The sequence below is a fragment of the Ornithinimicrobium humiphilum genome (assembly GCF_006716885.1).
Classification (GTDB): Bacteria; Actinomycetota; Actinomycetes; order Actinomycetales; family Dermatophilaceae; genus Ornithinicoccus; species Ornithinicoccus humiphilus.
In genome coordinates this window covers 42,983-63,471 of the sequence record NZ_VFPU01000003.1, presented here as the reverse complement: position 1 = coordinate 63,471, position 20,489 = coordinate 42,983, and the positions used below count along the sequence as shown (strand labels likewise).

Annotated in this window: 17 protein-coding genes; 7 read left to right on the top strand and 10 right to left on the bottom strand. The window is 73.2% G+C overall.

Features of this window, described 5'->3' with window-relative positions; translation table 11 throughout:
* Positions 1 to 92: 92 nt before the first annotated feature.
* The gene (locus tag FB476_RS15400) at positions 93 to 3,503 is read right to left on the bottom strand and encodes an efflux RND transporter permease subunit (RefSeq protein ID WP_141821038.1); all 3,411 of its coding nucleotides are present in this window, start codon (positions 3,501 to 3,503) and stop codon (positions 93 to 95) included.
* A gap of 67 nt (positions 3,504 to 3,570) precedes the next feature.
* Between FB476_RS15400 and FB476_RS15395 the strand changes: the two genes are divergently transcribed.
* On the top strand, positions 3,571 to 4,041 hold the full coding sequence (locus FB476_RS15395) for a MarR family winged helix-turn-helix transcriptional regulator (RefSeq protein ID WP_141821036.1): 471 nt from the start codon (positions 3,571 to 3,573) through the stop codon (positions 4,039 to 4,041).
* A 57-nt stretch (positions 4,042 to 4,098) separates the two neighbouring features.
* Here FB476_RS15395 and FB476_RS15390 read toward each other — a convergent pair whose 3' ends face one another.
* Genes FB476_RS15390 through FB476_RS15380 form a run of 3 tightly spaced genes read right to left on the bottom strand, consistent with a single transcriptional unit; the run spans position 4,099 to position 9,564 of the window.
* Positions 4,099 to 6,183 (bottom strand): elongation factor G, encoded by a 2,085-nt coding sequence (locus tag FB476_RS15390; RefSeq protein WP_141821034.1) that lies wholly within the window; start codon positions 6,181 to 6,183, stop codon positions 4,099 to 4,101.
* A 54-nt stretch (positions 6,184 to 6,237) separates the two neighbouring features.
* Complete coding sequence (locus FB476_RS15385; RefSeq protein ID WP_141821032.1) at positions 6,238 to 8,298, bottom strand: M3 family metallopeptidase; 2,061 nt, start codon at positions 8,296 to 8,298, stop codon at positions 6,238 to 6,240.
* Positions 8,299 to 8,319: 21 nt separating this feature from the next.
* Positions 8,320 to 9,564 (bottom strand): lipase maturation factor family protein, encoded by a 1,245-nt coding sequence (locus FB476_RS15380; protein WP_141821030.1) that lies wholly within the window; start codon positions 9,562 to 9,564, stop codon positions 8,320 to 8,322.
* 55 nt (positions 9,565 to 9,619) lie between these two features.
* Here FB476_RS15380 and FB476_RS15375 point away from each other — a divergent pair, with 55 nt between their 5' ends.
* On the top strand, positions 9,620 to 11,101 hold the full coding sequence (locus FB476_RS15375) for a S10 family peptidase (RefSeq protein ID WP_141821028.1): 1,482 nt from the start codon (positions 9,620 to 9,622) through the stop codon (positions 11,099 to 11,101).
* Between the two features lie 3 nt (positions 11,102 to 11,104).
* Here the strand turns inward: FB476_RS15375 and FB476_RS15370 are convergent, their stop codons facing one another.
* Positions 11,105 to 12,175: an EamA family transporter gene (locus tag FB476_RS15370; RefSeq protein WP_202877056.1), complete on the bottom strand. Its 1,071-nt coding sequence runs from the start codon at positions 12,173 to 12,175 to the stop codon at positions 11,105 to 11,107.
* A 109-nt stretch (positions 12,176 to 12,284) separates the two neighbouring features.
* Between FB476_RS15370 and FB476_RS15365 the strand changes: the two genes are divergently transcribed.
* The gene (locus tag FB476_RS15365) at positions 12,285 to 12,830 is read left to right on the top strand and encodes a CGNR zinc finger domain-containing protein (RefSeq protein WP_141821026.1); all 546 of its coding nucleotides are present in this window, start codon (positions 12,285 to 12,287) and stop codon (positions 12,828 to 12,830) included.
* A gap of 45 nt (positions 12,831 to 12,875) precedes the next feature.
* Here the strand turns inward: FB476_RS15365 and putP are convergent, their stop codons facing one another.
* A complete protein-coding gene (gene putP / locus FB476_RS15360) occupies positions 12,876 to 14,399 on the bottom strand; it encodes a sodium/proline symporter PutP (RefSeq protein WP_141821024.1) in 1,524 nt (507 codons plus the stop codon).
* A gap of 59 nt (positions 14,400 to 14,458) precedes the next feature.
* Between putP and FB476_RS15355 the strand changes: the two genes are divergently transcribed.
* Entirely contained in the window at positions 14,459 to 15,559 is a 1,101-nt protein-coding gene (locus tag FB476_RS15355) for a trans-sulfuration enzyme family protein (RefSeq protein WP_141821022.1), read from the top strand.
* A 135-nt stretch (positions 15,560 to 15,694) separates the two neighbouring features.
* Here the strand turns inward: FB476_RS15355 and FB476_RS15350 are convergent, their stop codons facing one another.
* Together FB476_RS15350 and FB476_RS15345 are read right to left on the bottom strand one after the other, a co-directional pair.
* Positions 15,695 to 15,898 (bottom strand): cold-shock protein, encoded by a 204-nt coding sequence (locus FB476_RS15350; RefSeq protein ID WP_141821020.1) that lies wholly within the window; start codon positions 15,896 to 15,898, stop codon positions 15,695 to 15,697.
* Between the two features lie 242 nt (positions 15,899 to 16,140).
* The gene (locus tag FB476_RS15345; RefSeq protein WP_141821018.1) at positions 16,141 to 16,881 is read right to left on the bottom strand and encodes an ACT domain-containing protein; all 741 of its coding nucleotides are present in this window, start codon (positions 16,879 to 16,881) and stop codon (positions 16,141 to 16,143) included.
* A gap of 70 nt (positions 16,882 to 16,951) precedes the next feature.
* Here FB476_RS15345 and FB476_RS15340 point away from each other — a divergent pair, with 70 nt between their 5' ends.
* Positions 16,952 to 17,269, top strand: a complete 318-nt coding sequence (locus tag FB476_RS15340; RefSeq protein WP_141821016.1) for a YciI family protein — start codon at positions 16,952 to 16,954, stop codon at positions 17,267 to 17,269.
* Positions 17,270 to 17,315: 46 nt separating this feature from the next.
* Here the strand turns inward: FB476_RS15340 and FB476_RS15335 are convergent, their stop codons facing one another.
* Positions 17,316 to 18,242, bottom strand: a complete 927-nt coding sequence (locus FB476_RS15335) for a carbamate kinase (RefSeq protein ID WP_141821014.1) — start codon at positions 18,240 to 18,242, stop codon at positions 17,316 to 17,318.
* Between the two features lie 109 nt (positions 18,243 to 18,351).
* Positions 18,352 to 18,879 carry a superoxide dismutase family protein gene (locus FB476_RS15330; RefSeq protein WP_141821012.1) on the bottom strand — a complete coding sequence of 176 codons (528 nt, stop codon included), beginning with the start codon at positions 18,877 to 18,879 and terminating at the stop codon, positions 18,352 to 18,354.
* 139 nt (positions 18,880 to 19,018) lie between these two features.
* Here FB476_RS15330 and thpR point away from each other — a divergent pair, with 139 nt between their 5' ends.
* Together thpR and FB476_RS15320 are read left to right on the top strand one after the other, a co-directional pair.
* Positions 19,019 to 19,609, top strand: a complete 591-nt coding sequence (gene thpR, locus FB476_RS15325; protein WP_141821010.1) for an RNA 2',3'-cyclic phosphodiesterase — start codon at positions 19,019 to 19,021, stop codon at positions 19,607 to 19,609.
* Positions 19,610 to 19,647: 38 nt separating this feature from the next.
* Positions 19,648 to 20,460: a DsbA family protein gene (locus FB476_RS15320; protein ID WP_141821008.1), complete on the top strand. Its 813-nt coding sequence runs from the start codon at positions 19,648 to 19,650 to the stop codon at positions 20,458 to 20,460.
* The last annotated feature ends 29 nt before the right edge of the window (positions 20,461 to 20,489 follow it).

Here is a 20,489-nt window from a genome sequence, read left to right as displayed (position 1 = left end):
CGTCGTTGTCCTGATGGCCTGATGCATCGGTCCATCACGACAACGACGTGTGGGGAGTGGGTCGCGCTCCGCGCCACCGGGGTATGCCGTGCTCAGGCGCCGGCGGGCGCGGCACCTCCGGCGTCGCCGGCGCCGCCAGCGCCACCACCCTGGTGCGGGCCGCCGACCGGCTGCGCCCGCGACGAAGCGCGCGGCGAGCCGCGTCGCGACCGGCGGCCGTCGCCGCGGTCGGACGCGCGCTGCGCCTTCTTCTCCGCGCGACGGCCGCGCAGGCCGGAGGCCCAGGACGCGCCGCGCTCGACGAGCTCGTAGAGGACCGGCACGAGGATCAGCGTCAGCAGGGTCGAGCTGATCAGGCCGCCGATGACGACGATCGCCAGCGGCTGGGAGATGAACGCACCGCCGCCGGTGATCGCCAGCGCCATCGGGGTCAGCGCCAGGATGGTCGCCAGCGCCGTCATGATGATCGGCCGCAGACGGTGACGGGCGCCCTCGAAGAGCGCCTCGGTCCGCTGCAGGCCGCGGACGCGGTACTGGTTGACGAGGTCGATGAGCACGATCGCGTTGGTCACGACGATGCCGACGAGCATGAGCATGCCGACCATCGAGGCGACGTCGAGCGGCTTGTCGGTGATGAGCAGCAGACCGATCGAGCCGGTCGCCGCGAAGGGCACCGAGACGAGCAGGATGAGCGGCTGCACCAGCGAGTTGAAGGTCGCCACCATGACCAGGTAGACGATCGCGATCGCCGCGAGCAGCGCCAGCCCCAGCGCGCTGAAGGCCGCCTCCTGATCGGCGGAGATGCCGCCCAGCTCGACCTGCACGCCGGCCGGGACGTCGAGCGTCTCCAGCCGGTCGCCGATCTCGCCGCTCAGCGCACCGAGGTCGTCACCGGTCGGGCGACCGGTCACCGAGGCGGCGCGCAGGCCGTCGACGCGGGTGATCGTCACGGCCTCCTCGACCGTCTCCAGCTCGGCCAGCTCGCCGAGGGTGACCGGCTCGCCGTCGGCGGTGGCCGCGACCTCCAGGGCGGAGAGCGCGTCGAGGTCCTCGGCGCTCCCCTGGCGGACGACCACGTCGACCTGCTGGGCGTCGAACTCGACCCGGCCGACCTGGGCGCCGTCGGTCGCGGCCTGCACCAGCTGGCCGATCTGGGCCTCGGTCAGGCCGACCTCGGCCGCGGCGGCGCGGTCGACCGAGACGCGCAGCGAGGGGACGGTGTCGGTGAGGTTGTTGGTGACGTCGGCGGCGCCGACCTCCTGCAGCAGCCCGGTCACGGCCTCGGCGGCGGTGCGCAGGTCGTCCTCGTCCTGGGCCTGCACGACGACCTCGAGCTCGCTGGTGCCCATCTGCTGCCCGGCGCTGGCGGTGATGGTCGCGCCCTCGACGAGCTCCTCCTCGACGTGCGAGGTCAGCTCCTCGCCGAAGGCCTCGCCGTCGACACCCTCCTCGAGGGTCATCGCGAAGGTCGCGGTGTTGGAGCCGGAGCCGAAGAAGACCGCCTCGATGCCGCCGGGGCTGCCGGCGACGACCTGGTAGGCCGCGACCTCCTCGCGACCGGCCAGCCACTCCTCGATCTCCTGGGCCTGCTCGTCGGTCTCGGCGAGCCGGGTGCCGGTGGGCATGGTGAGCGTGGCCTGGAGGGTGTTCTCGCCCGAGGAGCCGATGAAGTCGGTCTTGAGCAGGGTGGCGGCGTAGCCGGTGCCGCCCAGCACGAGCGCGGCGAGCAGCACGGTGACCCACGGGTGGCCGACCGCGGTGCGCAGCACCGGCAGGTAGGCGCGCTGCAGCCGGTCGGGCGCGTCGTCGGCCTCGGGGCCGCTCTCCTCGTGCCTGCCACCGCCACCGCTGCCGAGGAACCAGTAGCCCAGCACCGGGATGATCGTCAGCGCGACGAGCAACGAGGCGAGCATCGCCAGCGCCACGGTCACCGCGAACGGCCGGAAGAGCTCGCCCACCTGACCACCGACGAAGCCGAGCGGCAGGAAGACCGCCACCGTCGCGACGGTCGCCGAGGTGATCGCGCCGGCGACCTCGCGGGTCGCCTCGACGACGGCCGTGCGGCGCTCGTCGCCGCGGGCGATGTGGCGCTTGATGTTCTCGATGACGACGATCGAGTCGTCGACGACGCGGCCGACGGCGATCGTCAGCGCACCGAGCGTCAGGATGTTGAGGCTGTAGCCCAGCGCCTGCAGCCCGATCAGGGCGATGAGCAGCGACAGCGGGATCGACATCGCGGTGACCAGCGTCAGGCGCACCGAGAGCAGGAAGACGAGCACGACGAGGATCGCGAAGCCCAGTCCCAGCAGGCCCTCGGTCGCCAGGTCCTCGATCGACTTCTCGATGAAGGGCGCCTGGTCGTAGATGGTGACCAGCTCGCCGCCGCCGAGCGCGACGCCGATCTCGTCCTGCAGGTCCTCCAGCGCGTGGGAGATCTCGACGGCGTTGCCGTCCGGCGTCTTGGTGATCGCCAGGCCGACGCTCGGCTCCCCGTTGGTGCGCGTGTATGCCGTGGCCTCCCTGGTCTCCAGCGTCACCGTCGCGACGTCGCCGAGGGTCGGGACCTCGACCTCGCCGGCTGCGTCGAGCGCCCCCTGGGCCTGCTCGGCGGCGGCCGCGGCGGCGGCGGCGCCGGCCGCCAGGGCGGGGTCGGTGGGGTTCTCCGCGGCGGCGGTGGCCGCGTCGTCGGCGGCCGTCTGCGCCTCGGCAGCGGCAGCACGCTGCTGGCCGGCCGCCTGCTGCGCGCCCAGGACCTGCGGGGTGAGCAGCGGCAGCGCCTCGATCTGCTCGACCGAGGTGAGGCGGGAGCCGACGAGGACGGGCAGCTCGGTGCTCTCGTCGAGGACCGTGCCACCCGGGACCACGACGCCGTTGGCCTGCAGCAGCTGGGCCACGGTCGCGGCGGACGCCCCAGCGTCGGCGGCCTCCTCCTCGTCCAGGTCGATCGTCACGACGCGGTCGGCCACGCCGGAGAGCGTGGCGGCGCGCACGCCGTCGAGGTCCTCGATCTCGGGGATGACGAGGCGCTCGAGCCGGTCCACCAGGTCGGTCGCGTCGACGTCGGAGCCGCCGGTCGCGGCCAGCTGGACGATCGGGAAGTCGTCGAGGTTGCCCGCGAAGATCTGCGGCTCGGCCCCGTCGGGCAGGTTGGCGGCCTGCGCGAGCACCGCACGCTGCAGGTCGGTCTGCACCGCGCCGATGTTGCTGCCGTAGTCGAGCTCGACGATGACCGAGGAGAAGCCGTCGGTGCTCGTCGAGGTCACCTTGACGACGTTGTTCAGGCCCCGCGCCACGATCTCGATGGGCTCGGTCACCTGCTCCTCGACGACCGAGCTGCTCGAGCCGGGCACGGGCGTGGTCACCGCGAGCACCGGGAACTGCAGCGACGGGAAGAGCTCGCGAGGGAGCGCGGAGGTGGACCAGAGGCCTGCCAGCACGGCGAAGAGGGTCGCCAGGGCGATGAGGGCACGGTTGCGGACGCTGAACAGCGTGAGGCGCGACATAGGATGCCTAGCCTAGAACCAACAGTTAGCCCCGGGCGAACTGACCTGACAGCCAGAGGAGACACCGATGAGCGGCACCGGCGAGGCCGGCCGACGGGCGGAGCTGACGGCGTGCGTCGTCGGCGCGGAGGAGGAGCTCCACCGGCTGGTCGTCCACTGGCTCGATCCCGTGCCCATGCCCGCCGACCTCACGCTGCGCCAGGTGCAGGTGCTCGCCCTCGTGCGCGCCACGCCCGACCTCACCGCCCAGGACCTCGCCGGGGTCCTCGACGTCACCACGCCGACGGTGAGCGGCATCCTCGAGCGGATCGTCTCCCGCGGCTGGCTGGAGCGTCGTCCCGACCCGGACGACCGCCGCCGCCAGCTGCTGCGCGTGACGCAGGAGGGCGAGGACGTGCTGGCCGCGCTGGAGGACCCGCCCCGCCGGGCGCGCGCCCGCCTGCTCGACGGCCTGGAGCTCGACGAGCTGGAGGACCTCGGCCGCCTGGTGGGCCGGATGCTCGAGGTGGCCAGACGGATCGGCGGCGACGCCGGCTGACCGCCCGCGCCGCCGCCGACGATCCGTCGCCGCCGACCCGTCGTCGGCGATTCCTCGTCAGCCGGTGAGCTCCCGTGCCAGGGCGGCCGGCAGGTAGTCGTAGCGCGCGAACGACCGGGTGAAGGTCCCGGAGCCGTGCGAGATCGAGCGCAGGTCGATCGGGTAGCGCGCCAGCTCGTGCTCCGGCACCTCGGCCCGCACCACCGTGTGGCCGTCGCCGACCGGCTCGGTGCCGTAGACCTGGGCCCGGCGCCCGCGCAGGTCGGCCATGACGGCGCCGACGTACTCGTCCGCGACCGTGATCTCGACGGCGTCGACCGGCTCGAGCAGGGAGACGGTGGACTCGTTCGCGGCCTCGCGCAACGCCATACCGGCGGCGGTCTGGAAGGCCATGTCGGAGGAGTCGACCGAGTGCGCCTTGCCGTCGCGCAGGGTCACGCGCACGTCCACGCACGGGTAGCCGGCGAGGACGCCCTCGGCGAGCTGGTTGCGCACGCCCTTCTCGACGGAGGGGATGAACTGGCGCGGCACCGCACCGCCGACGACCTTGTCGACGAACTCGAAGCCGGCGCCGCGCTCCAGCGGCTCGATCTCGAGCTGGACGACGGCGTACTGCCCGTGCCCGCCGGACTGCTTGACCAGGCGGCCCTGGACCTGGACCTTGCGCACGAAGGTCTCGCGCAGCGAGGTCTTCACCGGCTCGGTCTCGACCGCGACGTTGTAGCGGCTGCGCAGCTGCTCCAGCACGTCGTCGACCTGGGCGGGGCCGAGGGTCCACAGCACGACCTGGTGGGTCTCGGCGTTGTGCTCCAGCCGCAGCGTGACGTCCTCGCTGAGCAGGCGTTGCAGGGCGCCCGCGAGCTTGTCCTCGTCCTTGCTGGCGGTGGCGCGGATCGCGACCGGCAGCAGCGGCTCGGGCAGCAGCCAGGGCTCCGCGAGCGCGGGCCGGTCGGTGTCGGAGAGCGTGTCGGCCGTCTCGGCCGAGGCCAGCTTGGTGACGAGCACCAGCTCGCCGGCGATCGCCGAGTCGCGCGGCACGGTGCTCGTCGCTCCGGGCACCGGCGTCATGATCTGGCCGACGCGCTCGTCGTCCTCGTCGTGGCCGGGGTGGCCCGGGAGCTCACGGCCGAGGACGCGCTCGAGGTGGCCGCTGACGTGCAGGTGGTCGCCCGAGCTGAGGGTGCCGGAGAAGATCCGCACGAGGGACAGGCGGCCCACGTAGGGGTCGGTGGTCGTGCGCACCACCTGCGACACGAGCGGCCCGGCCGGGTCGGCCGAGATCTCCAGCAGCTCCTCGCCGGCGGGGTCGGTGACCGTCGGGAGCCAGGCCTGGTCGGGCGAGGGGAAGGCGTTGACGACGATGTCGAGCAGCCGCGTCACGCCCATGCCCGTCGGCGGGTTGACCACGACGATCGGGAAGAAGCGGGCCGTGCTGATGGCCGCGCGCAGGTCGGTGCGCAGGGCCTCGCGGTCGAGTTCCTCGCCGGAGAGGTAGCGGTCGAGCAGCGTCTCGTCCTCGGACGTCTCGATGATGGCCTCGACCAGCTCGCCGCGTTGGGTCTCGATCTCCGCGCGCTCGTCGTCGGTCAGCGACCGGGTCGTGCCGTCGGCCTCGTGCCGGACCTCGTCGAGCAGCTCGACGATGCCGGTGAGCTCCTGGCCCTCGACGACCGGGACCGCCAGCGGCACCGCGGCACCGAAGACCCGGCGGCACTGCGCCACGACGCTGTCGAAGTCGGCCCGGGCCAGCTCGAGCTGGGTGACGGCGATCAGTCGCGGGACGCCGACGCCCTCGCACTCGCGCCACAGCATCCGGGTGGCCTCGTCGATGCCGCTGCCCGCGGCGACCACGAAGACCACGGCGTCGGCGGCGCGCAGACCCGCCCGCACGTCGCCCACAAAATCAGGTCGCCCCGGGGTGTCCACCACCGTGACGACCGTGCCGGTGCCCTCGTGCACCGTGCTGGCGACGCCGAGCGCGGTCGAGGCCTCCTCGGCGTCCTTGACGTGCCCCAGCTGGCCGCTGGTGAGCTGGGCGAGCAACGCGCTCTTCCCCGTGCCCTGCGGTCCGACGAGGACCACGTTGCGGATCTCCGAGGGGCTCGAGGGTGCGCGGAACGACGACGCGCCGGTGCGGTTCATGCGCCACAACATACGCCTACTACACAACGTAGTGTCGAGGGGGTGGGGGGCTGCTCAGGAGGCCAGGCCGAGGCGCGCCAGCAGGTGCGTGACGTCGGGCTCGGCGCCGCGGAACCGGCGGTAGGACTCCATGGCCTCGATCGACCCGCCGCGGCCCAGCAGCTCGCGGCGGAAGTGCTCGCCGGCGGCCCGCGTCATGCCCCCGGGCTGCTCCTCGGTCGCCTGCTCGCGGAACCACGCGACGGTGTCGGCGTCCATGACCTCGGACCACAGGTAGGAGTAGTAGCCCGCGGCGTAGCCGCCGCCGAAGATGTGGTGGAAGTAGGCCGAGCGGTAGCGCGGCGGGACGAGCGGCGTGGCCACCCCGGCGCGCTCGAGCGCGGCGGCCTCGAAGGCCTCGACGCCGGAGCCGTCCTCGGGCAGCTCCTCGAGCGGGGTCTGGTGCCAGGCCTGGTCGAGCAGCATCGCCGCGAGCGACTCGAAGGTCGAGTAGCCGCTCTCGGTGCGGCTCGCGACGAGCTGCTCGACCCACTCGTCCGGGATCGGCTCGCCGGTCTCGTGGTGGCGGGCGTACTGCTTGAGCAGCGCCGGCTCCCAGGCCCAGATCTCGTTGACCTGGCTGGGGAACTCGACGAAGTCGCGCGGCACCGAGGTGCCGGCCCGCGAGGGGTAGCGCACGTCGGAGAGCAGGCCGTGCAGGTCGTGGCCGAACTCGTGGAAGAGCGTGATGACGTTGTCCCAGGTCATGAGCGCGGGGGAGCCCTGCGCGGGCGGCGGGACGTTGCAGGTGTTGGTCACCACGGGCAGGTCGCCGAGCAGCTCGCTCTGGTCGACGATCGAGGTCATCCAGGCGCCGCCCTTCTTGGTCGGGCGGGTGAACGGGTCGATGACCAGGGCGCCCAGCGCCGAGCCGTCCTCCTCGCGGACCTCGTAGACCCGGGCCTCGGAGGTGTAGCCGACGAGCTCGGGGCGCTCGACGAAGGTGAGGCCGTAGAGCGCGGTCGCGGCGGCGAAGACGCCGTCGTGCAGCACCCGCTCGAACTCCAGGTAGGGCTTGAGCTGGGCGGTGTCGAAGGCGGTGGCGGCGTTCTCCTGCGTCGCGAGGAACTGCCAGTCCCAGGGCTCGAGGTCGGCGTCGGGGTCGGTGCTCCGCAGGCGGGCCCGCAGCGCCTCGGCCTCGCGGTCGAGGATCTGCATCACGCCGGGCACCAGGCGGCCCAGCAGGTCGTTGACGGCGTCGGTGCCCCGGGCGCAGGACACCTCGTGCACGTAGGCCGCGTGGTGGGGGTAGCCGAGCAACTGGGCCCGCTCGGCGCGCAGCCGGGCGATCCGCACGAGGATGTCGCGGGTGTCGTGCTCGCCGGACAGACCCCGGCCGACCGACGCGCGGTAGATGCGCTCCCGGAGCCCGCGGTGCTGCATGTTGTCGAGGAGCGGCTGTCCGGACGTGTTGACGATCGGCACCAGCCAGCCGTCGAGGCCCCGGTCCTGCGCCGCCTCGCGCAGCCGGGCCACGTCGTCCTCGGCCAGCCCGGCCAGCTCGGCCTCGTCGGTCACGTGGACGGCCGCGGCGTTGCGCCCGGCGACCAGGGCGGTGTCGAACTCGTTGGAGAGGCGGGCCAGCTCGCCGTTCAGCTCGCGGAGCCGCTCCTGCTGCTCCGCCGGCAGCGTGATGCCGCCACGCTCGTAGGCGCGCAGGCGTTCGGAGAGGTTGAAGGCGTCCTGCTCGTCGAGCTCGACCTCACCGGCCTCGGCGCGCTCGGCGAGCGCCCGCAGTCGGCCGTAGAGCGCCGGGTCGAGCAGGATCGCGTCGGAGTGCGCGGCCAGCCGGGGCGAGAGCTCGGCCATGATCGCGTCGCGCTCGGGGTTGGTGTCCGCCGACCGGGCCACCCAGAAGGCCGACAGCGTCCGCTCCAGCACCTGCCCGCTGCGCTCCCAGGCGTGCAGCACGTTCTCGACCGTCGCGGGCGAGCCGTCCTCGGCGATCTGCCGCAGCTCGGCCAGGTGCTGCTCCATCCCGATCTCCAGCGCCTCGCGGGCGTGGGCGTCGGTGGCGTGGGCGTAGTCGGGGAGCGCGAAGGGCAGGGTCGAGGGGGTGAGGAACGGGTTCGTCATCCCTCCATTCGAGCACAGCGCTCACCACCAGTCCGGCTCGGCCGTCGCGAGCGTCACCGGCGCGGCGAAGGTGCCGACGAGCTCGCGGTGCCACGCGTGGCGTGTCGCGCGCAGCTCGGCCCAGGTCGTGAACCGGTAGCGGTAGAGCAGGGCCCGCACCTCCTCCGGCCGCTCGCCCGAGAAGGGGTCGTGCGCCAGCAGCCGCAGCGTCGCCGGGTCGGCCTCGAGCAGCCGCCGCAGCAGCCGGGGCAGCCACGGCCAGGCGTAGCGCCGCGACAGCGAGGCGACCCACATCAGCCAGTCGAGCCGCAGGTGGGAGGGCGCGACCTGCCGCGGCCAGCGCGCCGGATCGCCGGGCTCGCCGCGGAAGCCGTACTCGAGCCACACGCCGTCCGTGCCCCGTCCCTCGAGCACGACCTCGTGGCGGATCTTCGTCACGGTGCCGAAGGCGCCGTAGGTGTTCACCAGCCGCAGCGGGTCGAAGGAGGCGTTCATCGCCTGCCGCGGCGAGACCATGTTGAGCACGGGATGCCGGCTCAGCACCAGGACCAGCGCGGTCACGACGAGCACCGCCCCGACCCAGGGGTATGGCGTGCCGCCGGCCGTGGTGGGCACCAGCCAGTCCTGCACGGGGCCGGGGAGCAGCCAGGTCCAGAAGGCGTCGGGCAGCACCGAGGCGGCGAGCACGACCGCGAGCCAGTTGAGCCAGGTGAAGTTGCCGCTGGCGACCAGCCACAGCTGGGTGACGAGCATGATGCCGGCGCAGACGCCCGACACCGGCCGGGGCAGGAGGAGCCCGAAGGGCACGACGAGCTGGGTGACGTGGTTGGCGGCCACCTCGACCTTGTGCAGCGGGCCGGGCAGGTGGTGGAAGAACCACGACAGCGGCCCGGGCATCGGCTGGGTCTCGTGGTGGTGGTGCAGGCAGGTCAGGTCGCGCCAGCACGGGTCGCCGCGCATCTTGATCAGCCCGGCCCCGAGCTCGAGCCGGAGGAGCAGCCACCGCAGCAGGAGCAGGACGAGCAGCGGCGGGGCGGTGTGCGCGGTGCCGAGGAAGATCGCCAGGAAGCCCACCTCGCACAGCAACGACTCCCAGCCGAAGGAGTACCAGACCTGGCCGACGTTGACGATCGAGAGGTAGAGCGCCCACATCGCCGCCCAGACCGTCATGGCGAGCGGCAGCGGGAGCCGGGCCGTTCCCCCGGCCAGGGCGTGCGCGAGGACCGCCCGCCCGAGCCATCCGTCCTCGGCGACGAACCACTCCATACCCCTCGACGGTAGGCCGCCCACGCCCGTCGGTCACGCCGCATAGGGTCGGGGGATGAGCGACGACACGACGACCCCGCCCGCCGAGACCGCCGCCCCCGAGCCCCGCGACCTGCTGGTCGAGACCTTCCACACCCTGGAGACCGACGAGGGCCCGCTGAGCTACACCGCTCGGACCGGGCGCGTGGTGCTGCGCGAGGAGGAGTACAAGGACGACGTCTTCGAGGGCTGGACGCCCCGCGCCGAGCTCGCCGTCACGGCCTACACCCTCGACCTGCCGGAGGGCGCCGACCGCACCGAGCGCCCGATCACCTTCGTCTTCAACGGCGGCCCGGGCTCGAGCTCGGTGTGGCTGCACCTGGGCGTGCTCGGCCCCCGCGTCGTCGACGACGGCGAGGTCGGCGACCCGACGCCGCCGCCCTACGGCCTGCTCGACAACCCGCACACGCCGCTGCGCGCCACCGACCTGGTCTTCATCGACCCCATGTCGACCGGGCACTCCCGCGCGGTCAAGGGCGGCAAGGCCAAGGACTACCTCGGCTTCGGCAAGGACGTCGAGCAGATCGCCGAGCTCATCCGGCTGTGGTGCACCCGCGAGGACCGCTGGATGAGCCCGAAGTTCGTCTGCGGCGAGTCCTACGGCACCACGCGTGCCGTGGGCGTGGCCGAGCACCTCCTCTCCCGCTTCGGTATGCAGCTCAACGGGCTCGTCCTCATCAGCTCGGTCCTCGACTTCGGCAACCAGACCTTCCACGCCGCGCGCGCCGACGACGCCTACCAGTGCTACCTGCCGACCTACGCCGCGATCGCGCACTTCCACGGCAAGCACCCGGGACGGACCCTGCAGGAGGTGCTCGCCGAGGCCGAGACGCTGGCCAGCGGCACCTACCGGTGGGCGCTGGGGCGCGGCAGCCGCCTGACCGAGGAGGAGCGTGCCGACCTGCTGGCCCGGCTCTCGTCGGTGACGGGGCTGTCGGAGGACTACCTCGACCGGTGCGACCTGCGGCCCGAGCACTGGCGCTTCTGCACCGAGCTGCTGCGCGACCAGGGGCTGACGGTCGGGCGCATCGACGGTCGCGTCACGGGCGTGCTGCACTCCGGCATCGCCGAGGGGATGGACGCCGACCCCTCGATCGACGCGCTGCTCGGCCCCTACGCCGCCGCGATCCACCACTACCTGCGCAGCGAGCTGCGGTCCGAGCTCGACCTGCCCTACGCCGTCTTCTCCGACGCCCTGGGGCAGTGGTCCTACAAGGAGTTCGAGGGCCGTCCGGTGAGCGTGACCGACAAGCTGGAGCGCGTGATGCGCGCCAACCCCCACCTGCGGGTGCGGATCGAGTACGGCTACTACGACCTGGCCACGCCCTACGCCGCGGCCGAGGACACGGTCGCGCACCTGCGGCTGACCGAGCAGGCGCGCGACCGCCTCGAGCACGTCTACTTCGAGACCGGGCACATGCCCTACCTCGGGGCCGCCACCCGGCGCGACGAGGCGGAGGGGATCACCGACTTCGTGCGGCGGGCGAGCGGCCGCTGAGGGTCAGGCCGGCTCGGGCGTGGCGTCCGCCGAAGCGGTGGCCACGGCCACCTCGCCGGCGGGCGCCTCGGTGGCCTCGAGCTCGACCACGGGAGCCGGCGACGGCTCGTCGAGCTTGACCGCCACGACGCCGGCGAGGATGAGCAGGCCGCCGAGCAGCTGGACCGGGGCCGGCATCTCGCCGAGCAGGGCCCAGGCCCAGAGGACGGCGAAGAGCACCTCGACGAGGCCGACGAAGGAGGCGACCTTGGCCTGCAGCATGCGGGTGGCCATGATGCCGGTGGCGTAGGCGAAGGCGGCCGCGACGGCACCGAGCCACAGCACCGGCACCCACCAGGCCACCGCGATGCCGGCGACGGAGGTGTCGGCGGTGCTGGCGTGGAAGGGCACGATGCCGACCACGCCGGCGAGGCTCACGACGACGGTGCCGACGGCCATGCCCAGCGCCGAGAAGGTGATGGGCGGCAGGCCGTTGCTCTCGTCGGCGGCGAGGATGAAGAAGACCGCCAGACCGACCGCGGCGCACATGCCGAAGATCACGCCGATCGTGCTCACCTGCACGTCGCCGAGGACGTCGAGGATGAGCAGCAGCCCGGCCATCGCGATGACGCCGCCGATAAGGGTCAGGCGGCGCGGACGCTGCCCGTGGACCAGCCAGAGCCAGCCGACGACCAGGATCGGACCGAGGTACTCCAGCATCAGCGCGACGCCGACCGAGAGGTGGCTGACCGCGAGGAAGTAGAAGAGCTGGGCGCCCGCGACGGCGAAGACGCCGAACAGCCCCACGTGCAGCCAGGTGCGCCCCCGTCGCAGCAGGTGCCAGCGGCCGCGCATCGCCAGCGCGGCGGGCACCGACAGGATGAGCGCGCCCAGCGCCATGCGGGTCGTCACGGTCGCGGCCGGCGACCAGCCGGTGGCGAAGACGCTCTTGGCCACGGCCCCTGAGCTGCCGAAGGTGAACGCCGAGATGAGCGCCAGCAGGAGGCCGATGACCATCACCGCGCGCGGCGAGCGCTGTCGTCGGGCCACGGGGGTGGGGGTGGAAGGTGCACGACGGGCCGAGGTCGCAGTCATGGCGGCGGCCTCCTCTCGGACGAGCGGGCCGGTCACGGCCCGACATAGGATCATGGGTGTCAGCCGTTGACACCCATGACGATATGAGAGAGGAGCGTCAGGAGTCAACATGCATTTTGCCCATGACACCGAACTCGCCCTGCAGGGCGCCGCCGACCTGGTCAACACCCTCTCCAGCGACGGGGACACCCTCGTCACCCAGGACCAGCTCGACGACTTCGTGGCCCGCTGGGGCTGGAGCGGCACGATCCGGCACGACGACGTCGAGCTGGCGGAGGTGCGCGCGCTGCGCCCGGTCTTCCGGCAGATGTGGGAGCTCGAGGAGGAGGGCGTGGTCGACCTGGTCAACCGGATGCTCGCCGACAGCCACGCGCTGCCCCGCCTGGTCCGCCACGACGACTGGGACTGGCACCTGCACGCCACCTCCGACGACGCCCCGCTGGCGACCCGCATGACCGTGGAGTTCGCGATGGCCATGGTCGACCTCGTCCGCGCGGGCGAGCTCGGCCGCCTCGGCACCTGCGGCGCCGACGACTGCGACGACGTCCTCGTCGACCTCACCCGCAACCGGTCGCGCCGCTTCTGCAGCACGACCTGCGGCAACCGGATCGCCGCCGCCGCCTACCGCGAGCGGCAGGCCGCCGCCGACGCCTGAGGGGTATGCCGTGCACCCGGCGGGTGCACGGCATACCCGCGAGGCTCAGGCCTCCTGCTCCTCCAGCACCTTGTCGGTGCGCACCTGACGCTCCATGGCGTCGAACTCCGCCTGGATCTCCGGGTCGTCCTGCGCGGTCATCTTGGAGACCACGACGGCGACGAGCAGGTTGAGGAGGAAGCCGGGGACGATCTCGTACATGCGACTGCTCAGGGCGTCGACGTTGCCCCAGACGAAGACCACGACCGCACCGGTGACCATGCCGGCGATCGCGCCCTTGGCCGTGAGCCGTCGCCAGTAGAGCGAGAGCAGCACGATCGGGCCGAACGCGCCGCCGAAGCCGGCCCACGCGAAGGCCACGAGCTCCAGGATCGAGGAGTCGGGGTTGAGCGCCAGGAGGAAGGCGATGAGGGCCACGACGAGCACGCCGAGGCGGCCCAGCATGACCTCGGTGCGCGGCGCCGACCGACGGCCGAGCAGGTTGTAGAGGTCCTCGACGAGCGCGGAGGAGCAGACCACGAGCTGGGACGACATCGTCGACATGATCGCCGCGAGCACCGCCGCCAGCACGAAGCCGGCGACCAGCGGGTGGAAGAAGATCTGGCTGAGGACGAGGAAGACCGTCTCCGGGTCGCCCAGGTCACGCGCCGGGTCGTTGGCGAAGTAGCCGATGCCGAGCAGCGCGGTGCTGATGGCGCCGAGGCAGGTGAGGATCATCCAGCTGATGCCGATGCGTCGGCCGGCCTTCGCGTCCGCGGCGCTGCGCAGCGCCATGAAGCGCACGATGATGTGCGGCTGGCCGAAGTAGCCCAGCCCCCAGGCGGCGGTGGAGAAGATGCCGAGGCCGAAGAGGAGGGCGTTGGTGTCGCCCGCTCCGGCGAAGAGGTTGAGCGCGTCGGGGTTGACCGCGCGCATCGAGTCGACGGCCTCGCCCGGACCGCCCACCACGAAGAGCGCCACGATCGGCACCGTGATCAGGGCGGCGAACATGAGCAGGCCCTGGACGACGTCGGTCCAGCTCGCGCCGAGGAAGCCGCCGAACATCGTGTAGAGCAGCGTCACGCCGGAGACCACGAGCAGCCCCGTCATGTAGGGCCAGCCGAAGGAGGAGTCGAAGAACTTGCCCGCGGCGACCATGCCGGAGGAGACGTAGAAGGTGAAGAACACGAGCACGATGACGCCGGCGGCGATGCGCAGGACGTGCGAGCGGTCGCGCAGGCGCTTCTCGAAGTAGCTCGGGATCGTGATGGCGTTGGACGCCACCTCGGAGTAGGCGCGCAGCCGGGGCGCGACGAACTTCCAGTTGAGCCAGGCGCCGATGACGAGGCCGATGGCGATCCAGGACTCGAAGAGGCCCGAGACGTAGATCGCGCCGGGCAGGCCCATGAGCAGCCAGCCGGACATGTCGGAGGCGCCGGCCGAGAGGGCGGCGACGCCCGGCGGCAGGCCGCGGCCCGCCAGCATGTAGTCGTCGAGGTCGGAGGTGCGTCGGAAGGCGGCGTAGCCGATGGCCAGCATCCCGAGCAGGTAGATGACGATGGCGGTGAGCTGGAACGCGCTGTCGCTCATGACTGAGCCCTTCGCAGGAGGTCGGACGGTCCGTCCGTCGAGTATGGCAGCGTAGGCGCATGGCGTCTCCCCTCCGACACGGCGACGACGGCCTCCGGCCGGCGACCCGCGCCGTCGCGCTCGGCCGGCCGCAGCCGGTCCCCGGCGCGCCCGTCAACCCCCCGGTGCACCTGACCTCGACCTACGTCGCCGACGGCGAGGTCAACTACGCGCGGGTGTCCAACCCGACCTGGGAGGCCCTGGAGGAGGTGCTCGGCTCGCTGGAGTCGGGCACCGCGCTGACCTTCGCCTCCGGCATGGCGGCGGTCGCGGCCGTCGTCGGCCAGGTGCCGGTCGGTGGCGTCGTGGTGCGGCCGCGGCACGTCTACAACGGCACCACCGGGCTGCTCGCCGAGCGCGCCGCCGCGGGGGCGCTGACCGTCCGCACCGTCGAGGCGGAGGACACCGAGGGCATCGTGCGCGCCTGCGAGGGCGCCGACCTGCTGCTGCTGGAGTCCCCGAGCAACCCGATGATGGAGCTCACCGACGTCGTGGGGGTGGTGCGCCGCCTGCGCGAACGCCTGGGGGAGCGGCGGCCGGTCGTCGCCTGCGACAACACCTTCGCCACCCCGGTCGCCCAGCAGCCGCTGCGCTGGGGCGCCGACCTGGTCGTGCACTCGGCCACGAAGTATCTCGCCGGGCACTCCGACACCCTCCTCGGCGCCGTCGTCGTCTCGCCCGACCGGCCCGACCTGCTGGAGCGGGTGCGCACCTACCGGACGCTGCACGGCGCCATCCCCGGTCCCATGGAGGCGTGGCTGGTGCTGCGCGGCGTGCGCACCCTGCACGTGCGTCTGGAGCGGGCGAGCGCGACGGCCGAGCTGCTCGTCGACCGGCTCGAGGGCCACCCTGCGGTCGAGCGGGTCCGCTATCCCGGCTTCGGGGCGATGGTCTCCATCGAGGTCGCCGGCGGCGCGGACGAGGCCGAGGCGGTCTGCTCGGCGGTGCGCGTGTGGTCGCACTCCACGAGCCTGGGAGGCGTCGAGTCGCAGATCGAGCGTCGGCGCCGGCACCCGCTCGAGGTCGACACGGTGCCGGAGAACCTGCTGCGGCTCTCGGTCGGGGTCGAGGATCCCGAGGACCTGTGGGAGGACCTGGCGCAGGCGCTCGACCAGCGCTGACGCCCAGCGGGGGAGTCGGGCCGGCGGTCACCGGCGACCCGGCGCGACGTCATACCCCTGGTAGAACTGCGTGCGGACACGCAGAAGGCCCGCGCCGTGCGGCGCGGGCCTTCTGGAAGTCTGTCGAAGGACGACTCAGAGAGCGCGGACCTTGTCAGCCTGCGGACCCTTGGGGCCCTGGGTGACGTCGAACTCCACCTTCTGGCCCTCCTGGAGCTCACGGTAACCGGAGCTGTCGATCGCCGAGTAGTGGACGAAGACGTCAGCGCCTCCGCCATCCTGCTCGATGAAGCCGAAGCCCTTCTCGGAGTTGAACCACTTCACGGTGCCTGTAGCCACTGGTGCTGCCTTACTTTCTGGATTGCTGTCGGGATCCCGCAGTGCGCGGCATCCCCGGTACTACCGAAGAGATGTCGTATGGATCCGTGCTTCGGACGTACCTGACGCAAGGAACCGCGTCGGACAAAGCAACGGCAGCTGTCGACGACGCTAGCACGGATCTGCGCGGAGCGGGGACTCCTCGCGCGAGCCGTGCCCGGCCCGGACCCCCGTCGTCGCAGGTCAGGGGGTCGGGGTGAGATTCACATCTCGGACAGCGCGTAGCTGTAGAGGTCGGGCTCCCGCTCGACCACGCGCAGCGGCTCCCCGCCGTCGGGGTCGGGCACGCGCAGCACCCGGCAGGTCTCCTCCTCCACGACCTCCGCCGGCACGCCGGCCGAGGCCAGGGGCTCGAGCAGGGACTCGACGCGGCCGGTCAGCTCGAAGGCCAGCTCGGTGCCGACCTCGCTCATCGGCTGCACGCCGTGGAGGCCGCCGGTGCGGGCGGTGAGGTCGGCCCAGGTGCCGTCCTCGAGGGTCACGCGGCGCCGCAGCCCGAGCCCGTCGAGGACGTCGAGCGCCACCCGGCCGGCGGGGGTGCGCCAGACGGGCAGGACCGCGAGGGAGGGCTCGGAGGCCGCCAGCTCCTCGGGGTTGGGAGTGAGGGGCTCGAGGGTCAGCTGCACGCCGTCGTCCGCGGTGATGACGGCCAGCGGGCCGCCCTCGCCCTCGAGGAGCTCGATCGGCACGCCCTCGGCGCGGGCGGCCTCGACCGCCTCGGCCAGCGGCACGCTCGTCTCCAGGCAGAGCTCGGTGCTGCCGGCGGGGTGGGCGTCGTCGGCGGGGCGCAGCGCGAGGCGTCCGGCGCCGAGCTGGTAGACCGCCTCCCCGTCGTCCCCGGAGAGCCGGACGCCGCCGAGCGCCTGCAGGACGACGTCCCAGGCGGGAAGGTCGTCCGTGCGGCGGACCGGGCGGACGCTCAGGGGGTCTCGCGTCGTGCTCATCTGTGGGGGCTCCTCGGGCGCGGGGGGCTTGTCCCAACCTAGCGCCCGCGGGCCCGGCTACGTTAAGCCCATGGCCATCTACGCCGTCCAGTACACCTACTCCGAGGACACCGACGCCCTCGACGAGCACCGCCCGGCCCACCGGGCGTTCCTGTCCGGCCTGGCCGAGGACGGCGTCGTCCTCGTCTCCGGGCCCATGGCGCGGCAGGCCGACGGCCCCGCCGCGGCCCTCCTCCTGCTCTCCGGCGACTCCGAGGAGGCCGTGCTCGAGCTGCTCCGCGAGGACCCCTTCCAGCAGCTCGGACTGGTCCAGCAGGTCGGCATCCACCGGTGGGACCCCGTCATCGGTGCCGGCTGGCTGCTCGAGGGGCTGTCGGGCCTGCGCTGAGGGGATCCGCCCGCAGGCGGTCCGGCAGGGTCGCTCGGGTCCTCGCTCAGGCGCCCTCGGCGGTGACCCAGGTGCCGGCCTCGCCGTCGACGAGCGCCACGGCCTCCTCGAGGTTGCCGATCGCGGCGGCGACGCGCTGCTGGTGCCCGCCGACCTCGACGAACCGGCAGACCGCCTCGACCTTGGGCCCCATCGACCCGGCGGGCAGGTCGAGCGCGCGCAGCGCCCCGGGCGTCGTGCGCCGGATCGGCCGCGCCCGGTCGGTGCCGAAGTCCTCCATCACGGCCGGCACGTCGGTGAGCACGAGCAGCCGGTCGGCGCGGAGCCGGTGGGCCAGCAGCGCCGCCGAGAGGTCCTTGTCGATGACCGCCTCGACGCCCTGGAGGTCGCCGGTCGGGGTCCGCACGACCGGCACCCCGCCGCCGCCGGCGCAGACGACGATGACCGAGTCGTCGAGCAGCTGGTCGATGAGCCTGGTCTCGATGATCTCCCGCGGCCGCGGGGAGGGGACCACGCGCCGCCAGTGGTCGCCGTCCCGGCGCACCTGCCAGCCGTGGCGCTGCGCCAGCTCGCGCGCGGTCGCCTCGTCGTAGACCTCGCCGACGAACTTCGTCGGCTCGGCGAAGGCCGGGTCGTCGGCGTCGACGAGGGTCTGGTTGAGCACGGCCGCGAGCTGGCGATAGGGCCGCTCGTTGCCGAGCGCCTGCAGGATCCAGTAGCCGATGAGCCCCTGGGTCATCGCCCCCAGCGCGTCGAAGGGGTAGGGCTCGCTGAGCCGGGCGTCGGCCGCGCTCTCCATCGCCAGGATGCCCACCTGCGGGCCGTTGCCGTGGGTGATCACGACCTCGTGGTCGTCGGTCAGCGGCGCCAGCGCGTGCATGGCGCGCCGGATGTTGACCACCTGCGCGTCGGCGTCCGGCACCTGACCGCGCTGCAGGAGGGCGTTGCCCCCGAGCGCGACGACGATCCTCATGCCGGGAGTATGTCGCGTCCGTCGACTCCTGCGCCGACGTCGGGTCGCGTGCGCGGGGGACGCGCCCGCCCCGGCCCCTGCCCGGGGCGGGCACGTCCCGGGCAGGGCGTCAGTGCCCGGCGTGGCCGCCCTTCGCCCCGCCGCCGAGGTCGACGGTGGTGCAGACCAGGCGCGCCCCTGCCGCGCCGGTCACGGGGTTCGTCGGGTCGGCGTGGAGCACCACCGAGCCGGCGGCGCCCGCGTGGACGGTCCACGGCACGACGGTGGTCGTGATGCCCTTGCCCTTGGCGTCCGTGGTCACGTCGAGCCAGATCTCGCGCTCGCCGAGCGGCGTGGCGGCGTCGGTGCCGTGCTGGTAGTGCCCGCCCGAGGCGAGCGGGTCGGTGCCGCACCGGCCCGTGTGCACGTGGGCGCCGAAGGTGCGGTGGGCGGGCAGCCCGCTGACCATGAGGCGCACCTGCGTGTATCCGTCCCGGGACCACGCGTGCACCTGCGTCCTGGCGGACGCGTAGGCCGTGTCGTGCACGACCGTCGGACCGCGACCGTGGTCGACCACGGTGCTCGCCGCGGCCGCCGCGGCGGGGACCACGGTGAGCGCCACCAGCGTCGCCACGACGCCGCCCTTGAGACTGACCATCCGTTTCCTCCTCGTGTGCGGCGGGTCCCCTGCGGACCCGGCCCGAGGGGTTGTCGCGTCGGGCGGCCGGGACGGTTCGCGGCGCGGGTGTGATGCTGCTCACACGTCCTACGCCGTGGTGCTCGGGGAGCATGGGGGCATGCGAGCCTTCGTCGCCGTCGAGCTGCCCGAGGACGTCGTCACGGCCGTCGAGGACTTCCTCGAGCCGCGTCGCGAGGGCGTCGCGTCCCGGCGCGAGTGGCGCTGGACCCGCCGCGAGCACCTGCACCTGACGCTGGCCTTCCTGCCCGACCTGGAGGAGTGGCGCGAGGAGGAGCTCGTCGAGGAAGGCCAGCGGTATGCCGCGCGCCACCGCCCCCTCGACCTGCGCCTGGCCGGAGCGGGCGCCTTCCCGTCGCCGGGCTCGGCCCGGGTCCTCTGGGCCGGCGTCGACGAGGGGGAGCCGGGGACCCTGGCGACGTGGGCCGCGGGGCTGCGCGCCGTGGCCAGCCACGCGGGTGTGCGGGTCGACGGCACCCGCTTCACGCCGCACGTCACGCTCGCCCGGGCCGTCGGCCGGCCGCACCCGGCGGGGCACCTGCTCCAGGCGCTCGACACGCTGCACACCCCGTCCTGGCGGGTGGACGATCTCGCCCTCGTGGCGTCCCACCTGGGGCAGGGACCGCGGGGCACGCCGCGCTACGAGGTCCGCCACCGCTGGACCGTGGGGGCGGCGGGGACGCCGGCCTGACCGCCGGGGCGGATCGGCCGTGTGGGACCCTGGGCGCCGTGATCGAGCAGCCCGCGCCCACCCCGCCCCCGCCGGCCGACGACAGCCGCGTCGCCTCGATCGCCTGGGCGGTCGCGGTCATCGTCGTGGCGCTCGTGGTCGCGCTCATCGCGTGGCTGGCGCTCGGTCAGGACCGCTCCGGGCAGCAGGCCGCGCCCGCTGCCCCGAGCGTCCCCGTGCAGGAGCAGCAGGTCGAGCCGCAGCAGCCGGCGCAGCCCGAGGCGCAGGAGCCGTCCCCCGAGGTCGCCGCCCTGCTGCTGGAGCTGCAGCGGCGCGACCCCGCGGACACCATGGCGGTCGGCCGCGTCGACGCCCCGGTCGTGATGATCGAGTACCTCGACTACCGCTGCCCCTACTGCGCGCGCTTCGCCCTGGAGGTCCGCCCCGGCCTGCAGGAGCTCGTCGACGAGGGCGTGCTGCGCATCGAGTACCGCGACCTGGTGCTCTTCGACGAGCCCTCCCGGCAGGCCGCCGTCGCGACGCGTGCGGCCGCGGCGCAGGACCGGCTCGCGCCCTACCAGGAGGCCGTCTTCGGGCTCTCGCGGGAGGGGCACGGCGAGGTGGACCGGCAGGTGCTGCTGGACCTCGCGGAGCAGGTGGGGGTCCCGGACCTGGCCGCCTTCGAGGCCGCGCTGGACGATCCGGAGCTGGCCGCCGCCGTCGACGCCGACACCGCCGAGGCGCGGTCGCTCGGGCTGTCCTCGACGCCGACCTTCATCGTCAACACGAGGGTGGTCCAGGGCGTGCAGCCGGCGGACTACTTCGAGCGGCTCGTCGCGCAGGAGCGTGACCGGGGGCTCGTCTCGGGCTGAGACTCCTGCCGCGGTCTCAACAGCAGGCG